The 18,252-nt window shown below is 62.9% G+C and carries 15 protein-coding genes; 11 read left to right on the top strand and 4 right to left on the bottom strand.

Features of this window, described 5'->3' with window-relative positions; translation table 11 throughout:
* The first annotated feature begins 10 nt into the window (after positions 1 to 10).
* Positions 11 to 2,290, top strand: a complete 2,280-nt coding sequence (gene ptsP, locus PSH76_RS28775; RefSeq protein ID WP_003195193.1) for a phosphoenolpyruvate--protein phosphotransferase — start codon at positions 11 to 13, stop codon at positions 2,288 to 2,290.
* A gap of 98 nt (positions 2,291 to 2,388) precedes the next feature.
* Here ptsP and PSH76_RS28770 read toward each other — a convergent pair whose 3' ends face one another.
* Entirely contained in the window at positions 2,389 to 3,135 is a 747-nt protein-coding gene (locus PSH76_RS28770; RefSeq protein WP_305493313.1) for an NRDE family protein, read from the bottom strand.
* Positions 3,136 to 3,351: 216 nt separating this feature from the next.
* On the opposite strand from PSH76_RS28770, the gene lgt reads away from it, so the two are divergent.
* Both lgt and PSH76_RS28760 read left to right on the top strand, forming a co-directional pair.
* Entirely contained in the window at positions 3,352 to 4,164 is an 813-nt protein-coding gene (gene lgt, locus PSH76_RS28765; protein ID WP_003195189.1) for a prolipoprotein diacylglyceryl transferase, read from the top strand.
* Between the two features lie 51 nt (positions 4,165 to 4,215).
* Entirely contained in the window at positions 4,216 to 5,049 is an 834-nt protein-coding gene (locus tag PSH76_RS28760) for a thymidylate synthase (RefSeq protein WP_014720362.1), read from the top strand.
* 131 nt (positions 5,050 to 5,180) lie between these two features.
* Here the strand turns inward: PSH76_RS28760 and cadR are convergent, their stop codons facing one another.
* A complete protein-coding gene (cadR, locus tag PSH76_RS28755) occupies positions 5,181 to 5,621 on the bottom strand; it encodes a Cd(II)/Pb(II)-responsive transcriptional regulator (protein WP_003195185.1) in 441 nt (146 codons plus the stop codon).
* Positions 5,622 to 5,706: 85 nt separating this feature from the next.
* On the opposite strand from cadR, the gene PSH76_RS28750 reads away from it, so the two are divergent.
* The 8 genes from PSH76_RS28750 (at position 5,707) to PSH76_RS28715 (ending at position 15,393) form a co-directional block, all read left to right on the top strand.
* Positions 5,707 to 8,013 (top strand): heavy metal translocating P-type ATPase, encoded by a 2,307-nt coding sequence (locus PSH76_RS28750; RefSeq protein WP_305493312.1) that lies wholly within the window; start codon positions 5,707 to 5,709, stop codon positions 8,011 to 8,013.
* A 16-nt stretch (positions 8,014 to 8,029) separates the two neighbouring features.
* Entirely contained in the window at positions 8,030 to 8,893 is an 864-nt protein-coding gene (locus PSH76_RS28745) for a LysR family transcriptional regulator (RefSeq protein ID WP_278918632.1), read from the top strand.
* Positions 8,894 to 9,105: 212 nt separating this feature from the next.
* Positions 9,106 to 10,170, top strand: coding sequence for a putative 2-aminoethylphosphonate ABC transporter ATP-binding protein (locus PSH76_RS28740; RefSeq protein WP_305493311.1), 1,065 nt, complete (start codon positions 9,106 to 9,108; stop codon positions 10,168 to 10,170).
* A 1-nt stretch (position 10,171) separates the two neighbouring features.
* Complete coding sequence (locus PSH76_RS28735; RefSeq protein WP_014720359.1) at positions 10,172 to 11,884, top strand: putative 2-aminoethylphosphonate ABC transporter permease subunit; 1,713 nt, start codon at positions 10,172 to 10,174, stop codon at positions 11,882 to 11,884.
* Positions 11,885 to 11,907: 23 nt separating this feature from the next.
* Positions 11,908 to 12,921: a putative 2-aminoethylphosphonate ABC transporter substrate-binding protein gene (locus PSH76_RS28730; RefSeq protein ID WP_305493310.1), complete on the top strand. Its 1,014-nt coding sequence runs from the start codon at positions 11,908 to 11,910 to the stop codon at positions 12,919 to 12,921.
* Between the two features lie 123 nt (positions 12,922 to 13,044).
* Complete coding sequence (locus tag PSH76_RS28725; RefSeq protein ID WP_305493309.1) at positions 13,045 to 14,175, top strand: TIGR03364 family FAD-dependent oxidoreductase; 1,131 nt, start codon at positions 13,045 to 13,047, stop codon at positions 14,173 to 14,175.
* Positions 14,172 to 14,726, top strand: coding sequence for a phosphonate degradation HD-domain oxygenase (locus PSH76_RS28720; RefSeq protein ID WP_278918628.1), 555 nt, complete (start codon positions 14,172 to 14,174; stop codon positions 14,724 to 14,726). Before PSH76_RS28725 ends, PSH76_RS28720 begins: the two co-directional genes overlap by 4 nt.
* A 91-nt stretch (positions 14,727 to 14,817) precedes the next feature.
* Positions 14,818 to 15,393, top strand: a complete 576-nt coding sequence (locus tag PSH76_RS28715) for a hypothetical protein (protein ID WP_032894668.1) — start codon at positions 14,818 to 14,820, stop codon at positions 15,391 to 15,393.
* A gap of 45 nt (positions 15,394 to 15,438) precedes the next feature.
* Here PSH76_RS28715 and PSH76_RS28710 read toward each other — a convergent pair whose 3' ends face one another.
* Together PSH76_RS28710 and PSH76_RS28705 are read right to left on the bottom strand one after the other, a co-directional pair.
* On the bottom strand, positions 15,439 to 16,818 hold the full coding sequence (locus tag PSH76_RS28710) for a DUF3482 domain-containing protein (RefSeq protein ID WP_032894669.1): 1,380 nt from the start codon (positions 16,816 to 16,818) through the stop codon (positions 15,439 to 15,441).
* Positions 16,811 to 18,190 carry a DUF2868 domain-containing protein gene (locus tag PSH76_RS28705; RefSeq protein ID WP_305493308.1) on the bottom strand — a complete coding sequence of 460 codons (1,380 nt, stop codon included), beginning with the start codon at positions 18,188 to 18,190 and terminating at the stop codon, positions 16,811 to 16,813. Before PSH76_RS28705 ends, PSH76_RS28710 begins: the two co-directional genes overlap by 8 nt.
* Positions 18,191 to 18,252 lie beyond the last annotated feature (62 nt).

Raw genomic sequence — 18,252 nt, 5'->3', positions numbered from 1 at the left:
ACCCCGAGCCATGCTCAATACGCTGCGCAAGATCGTCCAGGAAGTTAACTCCGCCAAGGATCTCAAGGCGGCGTTGGGGATTATTGTGTTGCGCGTCAAGGAAGCCATGGGCAGCCAGGTCTGCTCGGTTTACCTGCTGGACCCCGAGACCAACCGTTTTGTGCTGATGGCCACGGAGGGCTTGAACAAGCGCTCCATCGGCAAGGTCAGCATGGCGCCCAATGAAGGTCTGGTGGGCCTGGTGGGGACGCGTGAAGAACCCCTTAACCTCGAGAACGCGGCCGATCACCCGCGTTATCGCTACTTTGCCGAAACCGGTGAAGAGCGCTACGCCTCGTTCCTTGGCGCACCGATCATTCACCACCGCCGCGTTGTCGGCGTGTTGGTCATCCAGCAAAAAGAGCGTCGCCAGTTCGACGAAGGCGAAGAAGCCTTCCTGGTGACCATGAGCGCGCAACTGGCCGGGGTTATCGCCCACGCCGAAGCGACCGGCTCGATTCGCGGCCTGGGACGCCAGGGCAAGGGTATCCAGGAAGCCAAGTTCGTCGGCGTACCGGGTTCGCCAGGCGCTGCGGTGGGTACCGCGGTGGTCATGCTGCCGCCAGCCGACCTCGATGTAGTGCCGGACAAGAGCGTCAGTGACATCGACGCCGAGATCAAACTGTTCAAGACCGCCCTCGAAGGCGTGCGCGCCGACATGCGCAACCTGTCGACCAAGCTGGCCACCCAGCTGCGCCCCGAAGAGCGTGCGCTGTTCGACGTGTACCAGATGATGCTCGACGACGCGTCCCTGGGTAACGAAGTCAAGACCGTGATCAAGACCGGCCAGTGGGCCCAGGGCGCGTTGCGCCAGGTGGTCACCGATCACGTCAACCGTTTCGAAATGATGGACGACGCCTACCTGCGCGAGCGGGCATCGGATGTGCGCGACCTGGGTCGCCGCCTGTTGGCGTACCTGCAGGAAGACCGCAGCACCAACATGGTCTTCCCCGATAACACCATCTTGGTCAGTGAAGAATTGACCGCCACCCAGCTTGGCGAAGTGCCTGAAGGCAAGCTGGTGGGCCTGGTATCGGTATTGGGCTCGGGTAACTCCCACGTGGCGATCCTGGCCCGGGCCATGGGCATCCCGACGGTGATGGGCCTGGTGGACCTGCCGTATTCCAAGGTCGATGGCATCGACATGATCGTCGACGGGCATCGCGGCGAAGTGTTCACCAACCCCAGCGACGTGCTGCGCAAGCAATACGCCGAGGTGGTGGAAGAAGAGAAGCAACTGGCCCAGGGCCTGGATTCGCTGCGTGAGCTGCCGTGTGTCACCCCCGATGGCCACCGGGTACCGCTGCTGGTCAACACCGGCCTGCTGGCGGACGTAGCCCGTGCGCAACAGCGCGGCGCCGAAGGGGTGGGGCTGTACCGCACCGAAGTGCCGTTCATGATCAACCAGCGTTTCCCGAGCGAGAAGGAGCAGCTGGCGATTTATCGCGAGCAACTGCAAGCCTTCCACCCGTTACCGGTGACGATGCGCAGCCTGGATATTGGCGGCGATAAGTCACTGTCCTATTTCCCCATCAAGGAAGACAACCCCTTCCTTGGCTGGCGCGGTATTCGCGTTACCCTCGACCATCCCGAAATCTTCCTCGTCCAGACCCGCGCCATGCTCAAGGCCAGCGAGGGTTTGAACAACCTGCGCATCCTGCTGCCGATGATCTCCGGCACCCATGAGCTGGAAGAAGCCCTGCACCTGATCCACCGTGCCTGGGGCGAAGTGCGCGACGAAGGCGCCGATGTGCCGATGCCGCCGATTGGCGTGATGATCGAAATCCCGGCGGCGGTGTACCAGGCCAAGGAACTGGCGCGGCAGGTGGACTTCCTGTCGGTAGGCTCCAACGACCTGACCCAGTACCTGTTGGCTGTGGACCGTAACAACCCACGGGTGGCCGATCTTTACGACTACCTGCACCCGGCGGTGCTGCAAGCGCTGCAACACGTGGTGCGCGACGCCCATGCCGAAGGCAAACCGGTGAGTATCTGCGGCGAAATGGCCGGCGACCCGGCGGCGGCGGTGCTGTTGATGGCGATGGGTTTTGACAGCCTGTCGATGAACGCCACCAACTTGCCGAAAGTGAAGTGGATGCTGCGCCAGGTGGAGTTGAGCAGGGCCAAGGATTTGCTCGCCGAGTTGATGACCATCGACAACCCGCAAGTTATCCACAGCTCGCTGCAACTGGCGTTGAAGAACCTGGGGTTGACCCGGATGATCAACCCGGCCTCGGCCAAAACCCTCTAAACCGAGGCGCCTTCATCGCAGGCAAGCCAGCTCCCACAAGGAACCGCATTCCAAATGTGGGAGCTGGCTTGCCTGCGATGACGTCAGCCCAAGCGCCGTCAGATTTTCAGTTCGACCTCACCCAGCCGCCCACCGTGCGGGCCAAAGCTACGCTCCAGCATCCTTCGCGTCCCATCGGCATTTACAATCAGCGCCGTGCTCGCCCGTGTCCCATAACTGGGGCTGGCGATAAACACGCTCGACAGCAGGCTTTCTGTCGCCAGGCCTACGCCGGTGTCCGGCAGCTCAGCAAACGGCGCGATCTGCGGGTCGCTCAGAATCCGCAGCAGGGCCTTAGGCTCTGGGTTCTCCAGCACTGCGCGGAACGCCGCCTTGGCCTTTAGCAACTTCGGCCAGGGCGTATCCAGCCCGGCATTGGATAACCCATACACCCCAGCCTTCAACCGCGTCGGTTCGGTGTCCTTGGCGTTGTAGTGCCACAGCTCATCCCGCGTGCCCACCAGCAGGTTGAACCCGGCGTATTCAATCGAGCGTCCATTCACATCGGCCAAATAATCGTCAATTGGCAGCGAACCACTGAGAAACCGCGCAACCAGTTCGCCGCGAGACTTGCGTGCCGGTGGCTGGTGCGGGTCGCGGATGTTGGTCAAGGCGGCAAAGCGCCCATCCGCGTTCACCCCCAGCCAGGTGCCCCCGGCCTCCTGATCGCGACCGGCGTAGACCCGGGGCGCATCCGCCCACTGGGCCAAGGGCAGGCTGGGGCGGGCGTAGAACTCATCGCGGTTGGCCGCGACGATCAACGGCTGGGCATGGCCCGGTCGCCAGGCGAAAACAATCAGGCACATCGGGTGACCCCTTTTGTGTTTTTGCCACTCTACCCACAGACGCGCAGGTGTTCCATCGTCTCGAAGTTGGGCCGCGCACCTCTGATCCGTTAACATGCCGGGCTGTTTGGTGTGTATGTGAACTTCTTAATTTGATCTCGCAGCTGTAACGCAGGCTTAATCGCACATCGGCATGGTCCGGTGCGTCATGACTAAATGTTTTAACGAGGAGTCGCAATGCTGCCTTACCCGCAGATCGACCCGGTGGCCCTGGCCATCGGTCCGCTGAAAATCCATTGGTACGGGTTGATGTACCTGATCGGCATCGGCGGTGCCTGGCTGCTGGCTTCCCGGCGCCTGAACCGTTTCGACCCGACCTGGACCAAGGAGAAGCTCTCCGACATGGTGTTCTGGATGTCGATGGGCGTGATCGTCGGCGGGCGCCTGGGGTATGTGCTGTTCTACGACCTGTCTGCGTATCTCGCCAACCCGACCCTGATCTTTGAAGTGTGGAAGGGCGGCATGGCGTTCCACGGCGGGTTTATCGGCGTGATGATCGCCGCCTGGTGGTTTGGCCGGCGCAATGGCAAGTCGTTCTTCCAGCTGATGGACTTCGTCGCCCCCTTCGTGCCGATCGGCCTGGGCGCCGGGCGCATTGGTAACTTTATCAACGCCGAGCTGTGGGGCAAGCCGACCGACGTGCCGTGGGCGATGGTGTTCCCGCCGTTCAGCGACCCGGCGCAACTGCCGCGCCACCCGTCGCAGCTGTACCAGTTCGCGTTGGAAGGTGTGGCACTGTTCCTTATCCTCTACATATTCTCGCGCAAGCCACGCCCAACCATGGCCGTGTCGGGCATGTTCGCGCTGTTCTACGGGATTTTCCGCTTTATCGTCGAATTCGTACGGGTACCGGACGCGCAGTTGGGCTACCTGGCATGGGGCTGGCTGACCATGGGTCAGGTGCTCAGCTTGCCGATGATCCTGGCGGGCCTGGGCATGCTGTGGTGGGCGTACAATCGCCCGCAGCCGCTGAAGAACGCCGCGCTTTAAATTCGAATGCCAAGACCAGGAGGTCTTGGCTTCAACGATACGGGTAAAAACATGAAGCAATATCTCGAACTGCTGCAGGACGTCGTGACCAATGGCCTGACCAAGGGCGACCGCACGGGCACCGGCACCAAGGCTGTGTTTGCGCGTCAGTATCGGCATAACCTGGCCGACGGCTTCCCGCTGCTGACCACCAAGAAGCTGCACTTCAAAAGCATCGCCAACGAACTGATCTGGATGTTGAGCGGCAATACCAACATCAAGTGGCTCAACGAAAATGGCGTGAAGATCTGGGACGAATGGGCCACCGAAGACGGCGACCTCGGCCCGGTGTACGGCGAGCAGTGGACCGCCTGGCCGACCAAGGACGGCGGCACGATCAACCAGATCGACTACATGGTGCACACGCTCAAGACCAACCCCAACAGCCGGCGCATCCTGTTCCATGGCTGGAACGTCGAGTACCTGCCGGACGAAACCCAGAGCCCGCAGGAAAACGCGCGTAACGGCAAGCAAGCCCTGCCGCCGTGCCATTTGCTGTACCAGGCGTTCGTGCATGACGGCCATCTGTCGATGCAGTTGTATATCCGCAGCTCCGACGTGTTCCTGGGCCTGCCGTACAACACCGCCGCGCTGGCGTTGCTGACCCACATGCTGGCCCAGCAATGCGACCTGATCCCCCACGAGATCATCGTCACCACCGGCGACACCCACGCCTACAGCAACCACATGGAACAGATCCAGACCCAGTTGGCGCGTACGCCGAAAAAACTGCCGGAATTGGTGATCAAGCGTAAGCCTGCGTCGATCTACGACTACAAGTTCGAAGACTTTGAAATCGTGGGCTACGACGCCGACCCAAGCATCAAGGCCGACGTGGCTATCTAAAGCCTGTTGCGGTCAGAAACTGTGGGAGCTGGCTTGCCTGCGATAGCGCAGTGTCAGGCGACATCAATGTTGCTGGCACACCGCTATCGCAGGCAAGCCAGCTCCCACATGGGTTGCGTGTTCGCTTGAGTTTAGTGGCCGTGGCTTCTGCCCACATGCGAAGGCTCGGCCTCGCTGGCCGCAATCCCGCCGCTGACTTCCAACTGCTGCAAGATCCCGCACTGGTTCCCACCGCCGCAACGTTGGCGCAGGTCCAGCAGTTGCTCCTGCAAGGCCAACAACCCGTCGATCCGCGCTTTCACATGGTGGATATGCTCGTCGATCAACGCATTCACGCTTTCGCACTGGTCCTGGGGGCTGTCGCGCAGCCCCAGCAGGCTGCGGATCTCTTCGAGGGTCATGTCCAGGCTGCGGCAGTTGCGGATAAAGGTCAGCCGCTCGGTGTGCGCCTGGGTGTACACGCGATAGTTGCCGTCGGTGCGGGCCGGGGGCGGCAGCAGGTTTTCCTTCTCGTAATAACGGATGGTTTCCACCGGGCAATCGGTGAGTTTGGCCAGTTCGCCGATTTTCATCGCAGCAATCTCCAAATGGGTGCTTGACCCTATAGTGGCTACAGGGTCTTTACTTGGCAACAGGCACCTTTACGGACGCGACCTGATGAGCCACTCCATTCATACCCCGCACAAGCACGACCACAAGCATGATCACGATCACGATCACGCTCACGCTCATGACCACGGCCATGATCATAAACATGACCATGGGCCCGCCAAACTCACGCCTGTGGATAACCACGGCCATTCCGGCTCCTGCTGCTCCGGCGCTGCCGGGCCTGCCATCGTGACCCTGAGCGAGGCGCCCACCGCCGGCTCGCGCCTGAGCACCTTCCGCATCGAAGCCATGGACTGCCCCACCGAGCAGACGCTGATCCAGAACAAGCTGGGCAAGCTCGCTGGCGTGCAGCAACTGGAATTCAACCTGATCAACCGCATCCTCGGCGTCACCCATGACCTGCCGAACACCGCGCCGATCATCGAGGCAATCAAGTCCATCGGCATGCAGGCCGACCCTATCGAAGAAGGCAGCCCCGCCGCCGCGCCGCCTGCCAAGAAGCATTGGTGGCCGTTGGCGGTGTCGGGCGTGGGTGCCCTGGGTGCGGAGGTGCTGCACTTCACCGGCGTGGCACCCACCTGGGTGATTGCGCTGGTGGCATTGGTGTCGATCCTCAGCGGCGGCCTTACCACCTACAAGAAGGGCTGGATTGCCCTGAAGAACTTCAACCTCAATATCAACGCCTTGATGAGCATCGCGGTGACGGGCGCGATCCTGATTGGCCAGTGGCCGGAAGCGGCAATGGTGATGTTCCTGTTCACCGTGGCCGAGTTGATCGAGGCCAAATCTCTGGACCGGGCGCGCAACGCCATCAGCGGCCTGATGCAGATGACCCCGGAACAGGCCACGGTGCGCCAGGCCGACGGTTCCTGGCTGGAACAAGAGGTCAAAAGCATTGATCTTGGCGCGATTGTGCGGGTAAAGCCCGGCGAGCGCATCGGCCTTGACGGTGAGGTCACGGCCGGCCAGTCCACCATCGACCAGGCACCGATCACCGGGGAAAGCCTGCCGATTGAGAAAACCGTGGGCGATAAAGTCTTCGCCGGCACCATCAACCAGGCCGGTTCCCTGGAGTACAAGGTCACCGCAGCGGCGAACAATTCGACCCTGGCGCGAATCATCCACGCCGTGGAACAGGCCCAAGGCGCACGCGCACCGACCCAGCGGTTTGTCGACAGCTTCTCCAAGGTCTACACCCCGGCCGTCTTCCTGTTTGCCCTCGGTGTGGCGGTGATTCCGCCGCTGTTCATGGCGGGCGTGTGGTTTGACTGGATCTACCGCGCCCTCGTGTTGCTGGTAGTGGCCTGCCCTTGTGCCTTGGTGATCTCCACCCCGGTGACCATTGTCAGCGGCCTGGCAGCAGCAGCGCGCAAAGGCATCCTGATCAAGGGCGGCGTATACCTGGAGGGCGGCTACAAGCTCGATTACCTGGCCCTCGACAAAACCGGCACCATCACCCATGGCAAACCGGTGCAAACCGACTATCTGCCGCTGTTCCCGAATATCGAAGACAGCGCGCCGGCCCTGGCTGCCAGCTTGGCATCGCGCTCTGACCACCCGGTGTCCCTGGCCATTGCCAACGCGGCTGTGGATAAAAACCTGTCGACTCACGCTGTGGATAACTTCGAAGCCCTGGCCGGGCGCGGTGTGCGGGGTGATATCAACGGCCAGACCTATCACCTGGGTAACCACCGCCTGGTGGAAGACCTCGGCCTGTGTTCCGAGGCTCTGGAAGAGAAACTTTTCGCCCTGGAAAAACAAGGCAAGTCGGTGGTGTTGCTGCTGGACAAGTCCGGCCCGCTCGCGCTGTTTGCCGTGGCCGACACGGTCAAGGAGAGCAGCCGCGAAGCCATCCAGCAATTGCACGACCTGGGCATCAAGACCCTGATGCTCACCGGCGACAACACCCACACTGCCCAGGCCATTGCGGCCCAGGTCGGTATCGACCAGGCTCAGGGCGACCTGTTGCCCACCGACAAACTGCAAGCCATCGAAACCCTCTACGGCCAGGGCCATCGGGTGGGCATGGTCGGTGACGGCATCAACGACGCCCCGGCCCTGGCCCGTGCCGAGATCGGCTTTGCCATGGCCGCAGCGGGCACCGACACCGCCATCGAGACCGCCGACGTGGCGCTGATGGACGATGATTTGCGCAAGATTCCGGCTTTCATTCGGTTGTCGCGGCAAACGTCGAGTATCCTCAAGCAGAACATCGCCCTGGCGCTGGTGATCAAGGCGATCTTCCTGGCCGTCACGTTCATGGGCATGGCGACCATGTGGATGGCAGTCTTCGCCGACATGGGCGTGAGCCTGCTGGTGGTGTTCAATGGCCTGCGCCTGGTGCGCAAATAGCGGATGAGAGGGTGGTGTGCTGAGTGCTGAGTTAAAGGCGTTTTTCATGGTCGCCCGCCTGGGCAGCATTACCCAGGCGGCGAAGAAACTCGGCCTGAGCCAGCCCACGGTGACCACCCAGATTCGCAATTTGGAAAGCCAGTATGGCGTCGAGTTGTTCTACCGTGGCGGCCGCCGTCTCACCGTCAGCGACGAAGGCGCGCGGCTATTGCCGATGGTCAAGGCGCTGTTGCAGCAGGAAGCGGATATCGAGTTTTTCCTGCGCAACAACGGCCAGGTCCAGGGCGCGTTGAGGATTGCCGCGACGGCGCCGTATTACATCCTCGATCTGGTCAAAGCCTTTCGCGAGCGCCTGCCCCAGGTGGACGTGTCGGTGGAAATCGGCAACTCCCAGCAGGTGCTTGAGGCGTTGGACGATTACCGCGTCGATGTCGCGGCCTCATCACAATTGCTGGAAGATGCCCGGCTGATCCGCCGCGTGCTGGGCACGGACCCGCTGGTGCTGGCGGTGCACCGCAATCACCCGTTGGCCAAGCTTGATCATGTACCGTTGAGCGCGCTTATCGGGCATACCTTGCTGATGCGTGAAGCGGGCTCCACCACCCGCCGGCTGACGGAAGAGATGTTGAAGAACGCCGGCGTGGGGTACGGGCCGTTGCTGGAGATTGGCAGCCGTGAGTCGATTCGCGAGGCGGTACTGCGCAATATCGGCATCAGCATCATCGCCCGCCAGGAAGTGCCCCATGACCCGCAGTTGCGGGTGCTGACCATCGAGAATGCACCGCAGATTCCGGAGTACCTGTATTGCCTCAAGGAGCGCAAAGGTGCGCGGTTGCCGGCGGCATTCCTTGGCCTGGCGCAGGAAATGTCACCCCTCTGATCGTTCCCACGCTCCGCGTGGGAACGCCGCCCAGGACGCTCCGCGTCCGTGACGCGGAGCGTCACTAGAGACGTTCCCACGCGGAGCGTGGGAACGATCATGAGTCCTACACAAATCCACCAATACCACTATCACCTCCTTTTGCCTTTCTGCCACACCAGCTACGCATTCCCTCCCTAGCATGGCCTTCATCCGTTCGATGAGGTGCCACCATGCACACAGCCCTGACCCAACCCGGCGCACCGATGAAAGTGCGCGCAATCCAGAAACGCTTTGGCGCGTTCACCGCGCTGGACAACGTCTCCCTGGACGTCGCCGCCGGCGAGCTGGTGTGCCTGCTGGGCCCTTCCGGCTGTGGCAAGACCACACTGCTGCGCTGCATCGCCGGCCTGGAGCGCCAGGACAGCGGTGAGCTTTACCTGGGCGAGCGCGACGTGTCCCTGCTGCCACCCCAGGCGCGGGACTACGGCATCCTGTTCCAGTCCTACGCGTTGTTTCCCAACCTCAGCGTTGAAGCGAACATCGGCTACGGCCTCACCGGCAGCGGCCGCGATGAAGTGCGCAAGCGTATCGCGCAGATGCTCGAACTGGTCGGCCTGGTGGGCAGCGAAAAGAAGTACCCCGGCCAACTCTCCGGCGGCCAGCAACAGCGCGTCGCCCTGGCCCGCGCACTGGCGCCGGCGCCGTCGTTATTGCTGTTGGATGAGCCGATGTCGGCCCTCGATGCCCGGGTGCGCGAGCACCTGTGCACTGAACTGCGCCAACTGCAGCGGCGCCTGGGCATCACCACCTTGATGGTGACCCACAACCAGGACGAAGCCATGTTGATGGCCGACCGCATTGCCGTGATGAACAACGGTAAGGTCGAGCAGTACGCCACGCCCCAGGAAATCTACGACCGCCCGGCCACACCGTTCGTGGCGGAGTTTGTCGGCCAGGGCAACTGGTTGCCGTTCAGCCGTAACAGCGCCAGCCATGCCCAGGTGGGTGGGTTGAACATGCGCCTGGCTGAGGACGCGGGTGTCGCCCAGTCGGGCCGCTTGTTCTGCCGCCCGGAAGCGATCTGCGTCAACCCGCCGGTGCACGAAGAAAACCTGTTCCCGGCCAAAGTTCGCGAGATCACCTTCCTCGGCAACCGCTGTCGCATGAGCTTTGAACTGGAGCAGTTGCCAGGCCATCCGTTGCTGGCGGAACTGGCGCCGGAAGCCATGCCGCGCCTGGGCGCCCAGGACATCTGGGTGGCGTTGCCGCCGCGCAGCCTGCAGGTGTTTGCCTGAGATGGGGGCGGTGATGACATTGCCGGTACCGCGTCAGGTGTCCCGCGCCGAGTGGGGCGACCGCCTCTTCGTGGTCGGCGGCAAATGGCTCTGGCTGGGCCTGTTGGTGGTGGCGGTACTGTTGCCGCTGTTGGCGATTTTCTGGCGCGGCTTCAGCAGCGAAGCCGGGCAGGGCGGTGGCCTGGTAGCCGCGCGCGAACTGCTGAGCAGCGCCAACTTCCACTGGTTGCTGGGCAATAGCCTGAAAGTTTCCCTCAGCGTGGCGGCCATCGTCGTGCCGCTGGCCTACTTGTTTGCCTATGCCCTGCAACGCACGCTCATCCCCGGCAAGTCCATCTGGCGTGGCCTGTCATTGCTGCCATTGATGGCGCCGTCGATGCTGCCGGGCATTGCCCTGGTCTATCTGTTCGGCAACCAGGGCCTGCTGCGCGGCTTGTTCTCGGAGAATATCTACGGGTTCTGGGGCATTGTGCTCGGTGAGGTGATCTACACCTTTCCCCATGCCTTGATGATTTTGCTGTCGGCGTTATCCCTGGCGGATGCGCGCTTGTTCGACGCCGCTTCGAGCATGGGCGCCAGCCCGGCCCGGGCGTTTCGCAGCATTACCTGGCCAGCCACGCGCCAGGCGGTGTTTGCCGCGTTTTGCCTGGTGTTTACCCTGACCATCACCGACTTCGGGGTACCGGTGGTGGTGGGCGGCGATTACCAGGTGCTGGCGCTGGAGGCCTACAAGGCCGTGGTGGGCCAGCAACAGTTCGGTCGCGGCGCGTTGATCGGCATGGTGTTGCTGCTGCCGGCGCTGTTCAGCTTTGGCGTGGATGCGTGGTTGCGCCGTCGGCATGGCGACGCGATGAGCGGCCGCGCCCAGGTGTTCCAGCCGGCGCCATCGCGGCTGCGCGACGGGTGCTACCTGGCCATCGTGCTGCTGATCTGCGCGGCGTTGCTACTGGTGTTCGGCATGGCGGTGTACTCCTCGCTGGTGAAATTCTGGCCGTACAACCTGTCGCTGTCGCTCAACCACTACCAGTTCGAAGACACCGCCGGCGGCGGCTGGCTGGCCTATCGCAACAGCCTCACCATGGCGCTGTGCACGGCGTTGATCGGCAGCGTGCTGATCTTCACTGGTGCTTACCTGATGGAAAAGACCAAGGGCCAGAAGAACCTCAACCTGGCACTGCGCATGCTCAGCTTTGTGCCGATGGCCGTGCCGGGCCTGGTCCTGGGGCTGGGCTACGTGTTCTTCTTCAACCTCAACGGCAACCCGCTGCATGTGTTGTACGGCAGCATGGCGTTGCTGGTGGTGTGCACCATTGCCCACTACCTGACCACCGCGCAGATGACCGCGACCACCGCGTTGCGCCAACTGGACGCCGAGTTCGAAGCCGCCGCGCTGTCCCTCAAGGCGCCGCTGTACCGCCACTACCTGCGCGTCACGGTGCCGATCTGCCTGCCGGCGCTGCTGGACATCCTGCGCTACCTGTTTGTGTCGGCGATGACCACCGTGTCCGCCGCGATCTTTCTCTACAGCCCCGACACCATCCTCGCCGCCGTCGCCGTGCTGAACATGGACGACGCCGGCAATGTGGGCGGCGCGGCGGCCATGTCGACTCTGATCCTGTTCACCTCGGCCAGCGTCTCGCTGCTGCTGGCGTGGGCCTCACGTGGCGCGCTGCGCCGCTCCCAAGCCTGGCGCCAGCGCGCACCCGGCCAATAAAACATCCCTGAAGGAGGTGCTCCATGTTCAAGCCCCTGGCGCTGGTCGCTGCAGTTCTCACGGCATTCAGCCTGAATGCCTTCGCCAAGACCGAGTTGACCGTGTACACGGCCCTTGAAGCCGAGCAATTGAAGACCTACAAAAAAGCCTTCGAACAGGCCAACCCCGACGTCGAGATCAAGTGGGTGCGCGACTCCACCGGCATCATCACCGCCAAACTGCTGGCCGAGAAAGATCGCCCCCAGGCTGACGTGGTGTGGGGCCTGGCCGCCTCCAGCCTGGCGATCCTCGATCAGCAAGGCATGCTCGACAACTACGCGCCCAAGGACCTGGACAAGATCGGCAAAAACTACCGCGACGCCGCCAACCCTCCGGCCTGGGTCGGCATGGACGTGTGGGCCGCCACCATCTGCTTCAACACCGTCGAAGCCGAGAAGCAGGGCCTCACCAAACCGGTGAGCTGGCAGGACCTGACCAAGCCCGAATACAAGGGCAAGATCGTGATGCCCAACCCGGCGTCATCGGGCACTGGTTTCCTGGATGTCAGCGCCTGGCTCCAGACCTTCGGCGAGAAGCAAGGCTGGCAGTACATGGACGACTTGCACCAGAACATCGGCCAGTACGTTCACTCCGGCTCCAAGCCGTGCAAGTTGGCGGCGTCCGGTGAGTTTCCGATTGGTATTTCCTTTGAATACCCGGCGGTTCAGCTCAAGCGCCAGGGCGCGCCGCTGGACATCATCCTGCCCAAGGAAGGCCTGGGCTGGGACATTGAAGCCACCGCTGTGATCAAAGGCACGGCCCACGCCGACGCAGCGAAAAAACTCGCTGACTTCTCCGCCAGCACCGCGGCGATGGACCTGTACAAGGACAACTTCGCCGTGCTCGCCCAACCGGGAATCGCCAAGCCACAGACCGAATTGCCGGCGGACTACGAGCAACGGTTGATCAAGAACGACTTTGTCTGGGCTTCCAAGAACCGTGACAGCATCCTGGCCGAATGGCGTAAGCGTTATGACGGCAAGTCGGAAAAACAGTAACCGATCGTTCCCACGCTCCGCGTGGTAACGCCGCTCTGGACGCTCCGCGTCCGCTTTTGAAGGTCGTGACGCGGAGCGTCACCGGATGAATTCCCACGCGGAGCGCGGGAACCAGAGGACAGTATGAGTAGTGATCTGTTAGTCGTCGGCGCCGGAATCCTCGGCCTCTCCCACGCCTATGCCGCCGCCAAACGCGGCCTCAAGGTCAAGGTGTTCGAGCGCAGCGCCACGCCATTGGGCGCCTCGGTACGCAACTTCGGCCAGGCCCTGGTCACCGGTCAACCACCAGGGCCCATGCTGGACCTGGCGCGGGAAAGCCGCGAAATCTGGGGCCAGTGGGCGCAAGCGGCGGGCCTGGCGCTCAAACGCAATGGCGCCTACCTGTTCGCCCGCACCGAAGCCGAAGAACATCTACTCGAAGCCTTCTGCGCCGGGCGGGCGCGGGAGCACGGCTACAACGTCGAGCTGCTGCAAGGCGCTGCCATGAACGACCTGTACGCCGGCCAGTTCCGCCATCACCGCGCCGCGCTGCATGGCAAGGACGACCAGCAACTGTATTCCCGTGAGGCCATCCCGGCGCTGATCCATTACCTGAGCCAGGCGCTGAACGTGGAGTTTCATTTCTCCACGTTGGTACGCGAGGTTGAGCCGGGCCAGTTGCACAGCACGGCGGGCAGCTTTCGCGGCGAGCAGATCATTGTCTGCTCCGGCCACGATTATCAGACCCTGCTGGCCGACGCCATCGCCGCGCTCAACCCGCAAACCTGTCGCCTGCAAATGCTGCGCGCCCGGCCGGTGCTCAATCTGAACCTGCAACATGCCTTGCTCACCGGCTTAAGCTGCGTGCACTACGGCGCCTTTGCCGACCTGCCGGAAGCGGCCGCGGTGCAGGCGCAGATCCTGCGTGAAACGCCGTACCTGCACGAGCACGGCATTCACCTGTTGATCAGCCCAACGCCCCATGGTGAGTTGATCATCGGTGACTCCCACCATTACGACAGCGATCCGTCGCCCTTCAACGCCGAGCAGGTGGATGACTGGCTGATCGAATTGGCGCAACAGACCCTGGGTTGCAAGGTCCAGGTAGTCGAGCGCTGGCAGGGCGTCTACGGTTCGCGCGGGCCTGGGCCGTTTTCGTTTGTGCAGGTGGCACCCGGCGTCAGCGCTGCCTTGATGCACACCGGCGTAGGGATGAGCGTGGGGCCGGCGATGGCCGAGCGTAATATCAGCACTCTTTGGGGCGCGACGCGATGAACCCGGAACAGGCGATTGCCCAGGTGTTTGGCTTGTACGAGCAGCATGGCACGGCTGATTACATCGGCGAGCCAGTGTCGCAGCTCGAGCACATGTCCCAGGCCGCGCAATTGGCCATGGCCGAAGGGTTTGACGACGAGGTGGTGCTGGCGGCGTTCTTCCACGACATCGGCCACCTTTGCGGCCAGGGCGGCGCGAACATGGGCGGTTATGGCGTGGTCAGCCACGAGCGACTGGGCGCCGATTACCTGCGCCGCGCAGGCTTCAGCGAACGCCTGGCCAAATTGGTGGAATACCACGTGCAGGCCAAGCGTTACCTGACCTTCAGCCAGCCGGACTATTTCGCCCGCTTGAGCCAAGCCAGCCGTCGCACCCTGGGTTACCAGGGCGGCGTGATGAGCGCCGAAGAGGCCAGGGCCTTTGAGCAAGACCCGTTGTACGCCGTGAGTTTGCGTATGCGCCACTGGGACGAGCAGGCCAAGCAAACGCAGGTGCCGGTGTTGGATCTGCAACTGCTCAAAGCCATGGCCGCCCGACTACTGGCCGCGTAGACAGGCCTTACACACATCGCAGATACGCCGCCTGGAGCCTCGATAGCCGCCGCACTAAGGTGCTTGCTTCTTAGCCAAGGGAGCAACGCAGATGCGCTATTTAAAGGTTGTTGCACAGGATCAAACGGGAGATGGCCGGGCGAATACGGTGCGGCTTCAGTTCTACCAAAGTACGCCACGCAATCAGGACGAGTTGCTCAATGAGGCCGTGGCCTATGACTTCACCTCAGACGCAAAAGTCGATTACAGCAGAGGAGACGTTACCAATGACGGTCAGGAAAACAGTCTTGATCGAGCGTTGTTGGATCAATTTGCCAATGCCTATTTGAAGATCAATTGGGTGAATCGCGGCGCCAATACCCGGCTTTACATGAAGATATTTTCCGAAGACTTCTATAAAGACGGCACCCCCGACACCGTGCGCCTGCACTTGCATAAAGGCCCAGGGCTGCTGAGTTCGGACGCTCAGGTGTCTTGGAGCGCCGCCTATGATTTTGATAACAACGGTGAACTTGAGTGGAACATTCACGCCGACATCAACTGCGATGGCGTCATCGATGAAGTTGATAAGCACTTGGTCCAGCAATTGGCTGAGCTTTATTTGAAGTTCAATTGGCACACACCTGAGCCCTTCGACGCCAAGGTTGTGGATATCAAGGCACATTGATCAGTAAGCAAAAGACAACCCTATTTGACGCTGCTTACTGAGCGCTCAAGGCACGAGCCCCGGGTCATTCAGTTGCACCGACAATGCCTCGACCTGCTCCTGGCGCTCGGCTTGGCTCAGTTTGGCGTGGGGGTTGAGGGACGACCATTGCGGATAGGCGCGGGCCTTGTGCAAGGCGTCCGGCAGCTTGCCTTCGCGCCAGGTTTTGTCCTGAGGCGTATCGACCTTGATGCTGTGCATCGCCGCATGCCCGCGCAGGTTCAGGGCCTTGAGCAGTTGGCGTTGGCGCAGGGCGAGCAGGCGCAGCACGCTGTCATCGACGGTGAGTTCGCGTTGGCCCTTGATCTTGCCCATCAGGCGGCTGCCATAGCTGCGCGCGGTTTGCAGCGCACCGCCGGCAATCGCGCCTGCCAGGGCAGCAGCGCCCAGCGTCAGGCCGCCGACCAGGAGATCCACGCCCGCACCGGCCGCCGCGCCGGCGGCGATCCCTCCACCCACGCGCACGCCCAGTTGCTTGAGGGTTTCAGGGTTGAACAGGTCGTCGCCCCAGCGCCCGTCCAGCAGTGGCAAGTCGCTGGCGGCGGCGTCCTGTGGGCGGAAGCCGAACAGTTTGAGCAGGGCTTCGACGCACTTTTGTTCGCGCTGGCGCACGGCCTTGCGTAAATCGCTGACGGCTTGGGGCTCATCCTCGGTCGTGACGCTGCGGCGGCACGCGGCGCAGTCGATCAGCAATTCGGCGATCAGCCGTGCCGCGCTTTGCTGGCGAGCCTGGCGCTGGGCTTCTTGGTCGAGGATCAGGCGTTCCAGCTGGGGGCGGGCGTTTTCCAGCAGCAGGGCCAGGCTTTCATACAGCCGCCGTTCGCCGTCTTCGGGTGGTGCCACGCTGTCGAAACGCACCAGCGCATGCAGGCCGAGGCGGGCCAGGGCTTCGCGCCAGTCCGGTTCGCGGTGGTCGCTGCTGCTGACGAAGTTGAGCACCGGCAACAACGGCTTGCCACAACTGGCCAGCACTTGCAGCTCGTCGCGGTACTTGGCCAGCACCGGTTCCCGGGCGTCGATTACGTACAGGCCGGCATCCGAGGCGAGCAATTGGCGCAGCACCTTGGCTTCCTGTTCGAAACGCTGGCGCGCTTCACTGCCCTCCAGGAAACGCGCCAGCCGCGCAGGGCCATCCAGGCGTTCGCCGGGGCGGTCGAGGCGTTCCAGGTAATCGAGCAGGGCGATGGCGTCTTCCAGACCGGGGGTGTCGTACAGCTCCAGCAAGGCTTCGCCATCCACCGACAACCGTGCACCTTCCACATGCCGCGTGGTGCTGGGGCGATGGGACACTTCGCCAAAGCCGACATCGCGGGTGAGGGTGCGCAGCAGTGAGGTTTTGCCCACGTTGGTGTGGCCAACCACGGCAAGCTTCAGCGGTTTAGTCATGACCGGTCTCCAGCCAGCTTAGCGGCGCGCAATCGGCAAACGACACCTCAAGTTGTTGCAGCGCGGCATGCCAGTCGCCCAGGCGCTCGGCGTCCAGCGCCTGGCCTGGCGGCGCCTGCAACAGCCATACGCGGGTGTCGCTGGCGCTGCGTGCCAGCTCGGCGATCAGCGCCAGGCTGCCACGGTCGGGCGAGCGGCGCGGGTCACAGGCGATGGCCAGGCGCGCGGGTGGGAAACGGCTGAGTTGTTCCAGCAATTTATGGCGTGATTCGCGGCTGTCGAGGATGCCGGCGCTCTTGACGTGGGCGGGCAGTTTGGGCGGCCAAGGGTGCTGGTCATCGAGTTCGATGGCGACCAGCAACGCACCGTCGCTCTCCAGCTCGCTCACGCCGCCGCTGACCTGGTGCAGGTGCTCGGGCGCCACATCGTTGACCCCAAGGCGCTCGCTGCTGGGCATCAGGCGTTCGCGCAGTTGGGCGTAGCCGGGCAGGTTGAGGTCCAGGCGCAACGCTGCACGCCCGCGTTTCCATCGCCACAGGCACAGCAGGGCGAGGATCAACCGCGGCAGCAGCCCGTAGACCAGCAACACGCCCACCAGCCAGGCGGCCCAGGCTTGGCGGGCGCTTTCGATATTCAGCGCGGAGTCGCCGCTGGCGCGGATCATCTCAACGGTGGGCACATTAAAACCGAGCAGCGCCGGGAGTGTGCCGAGGGCCTGGGTCACGGCGACAAAGGTATCGGCGCCGAGAATGGTGGTTTCCCACACAAACCCATAGCGGCGGGTGGCGAGCAGGGTCAGCAGGATCACCAGGGCGCTGAGCAAGGCCAGCAACCACAAGCTGTTGACCAGCACACCCACTGCCCAGCGATTGAGTTTTTGCCGTTGCAGCAACAGCAACAACGCCGGCGCCAGTTGCGCGGCCTTGGCGTCGCGCGCCAGTTTCTCGCTGAGCCACAACCACAGCCGGCCGAGGCTGGCGCTGTGTTCACCGGCAAACAGCAGGCCCAGGGCCCAACTGACCAGCAAAATCAGGTTCAGGCCGAGCAGGCTGCCCAAGGCCCAGAACACATTCACCGGGGCCAGGCCATTGCCCAGCGCGGCGAACGCCAAACCGGCGCCACTGATGACGGCGACCACCGCCAGTAACACCAGCGCCAGGCGTGCGCCTTGCAGCCAGCGGCTGAGCGCGGCGGTCAAACCATCGCGTTCGGCCAGGTGCAGCGCACGCTGCTGGATGCGCGAGGGCAGGTCGCCCCCGGCGGTGCGGGCCAGGCGGTTGGCTTCCAGGTCTTCCAGGGGGCCGGCGTGTTCTTCACGCAGGCGCACGGTTTCTGTCAGCCAAAGTCTGTGCAGCGGGTTCAGTGCAGTCACGCGCCGTCCTGTCGTGTTGATGAGGTTGGAGCATAACCGCTGGCTCGCCGCTCTGGTATTCT

The organism is Pseudomonas sp. FP215, from assembly GCF_030687795.1.
Taxonomy (GTDB): domain Bacteria; phylum Pseudomonadota; class Gammaproteobacteria; order Pseudomonadales; family Pseudomonadaceae; genus Aquipseudomonas; species Aquipseudomonas salmasensis.
Note: the sequence above shows the minus strand (reverse complement) of the source record. Positions and strands in the feature narration are given on the sequence as shown.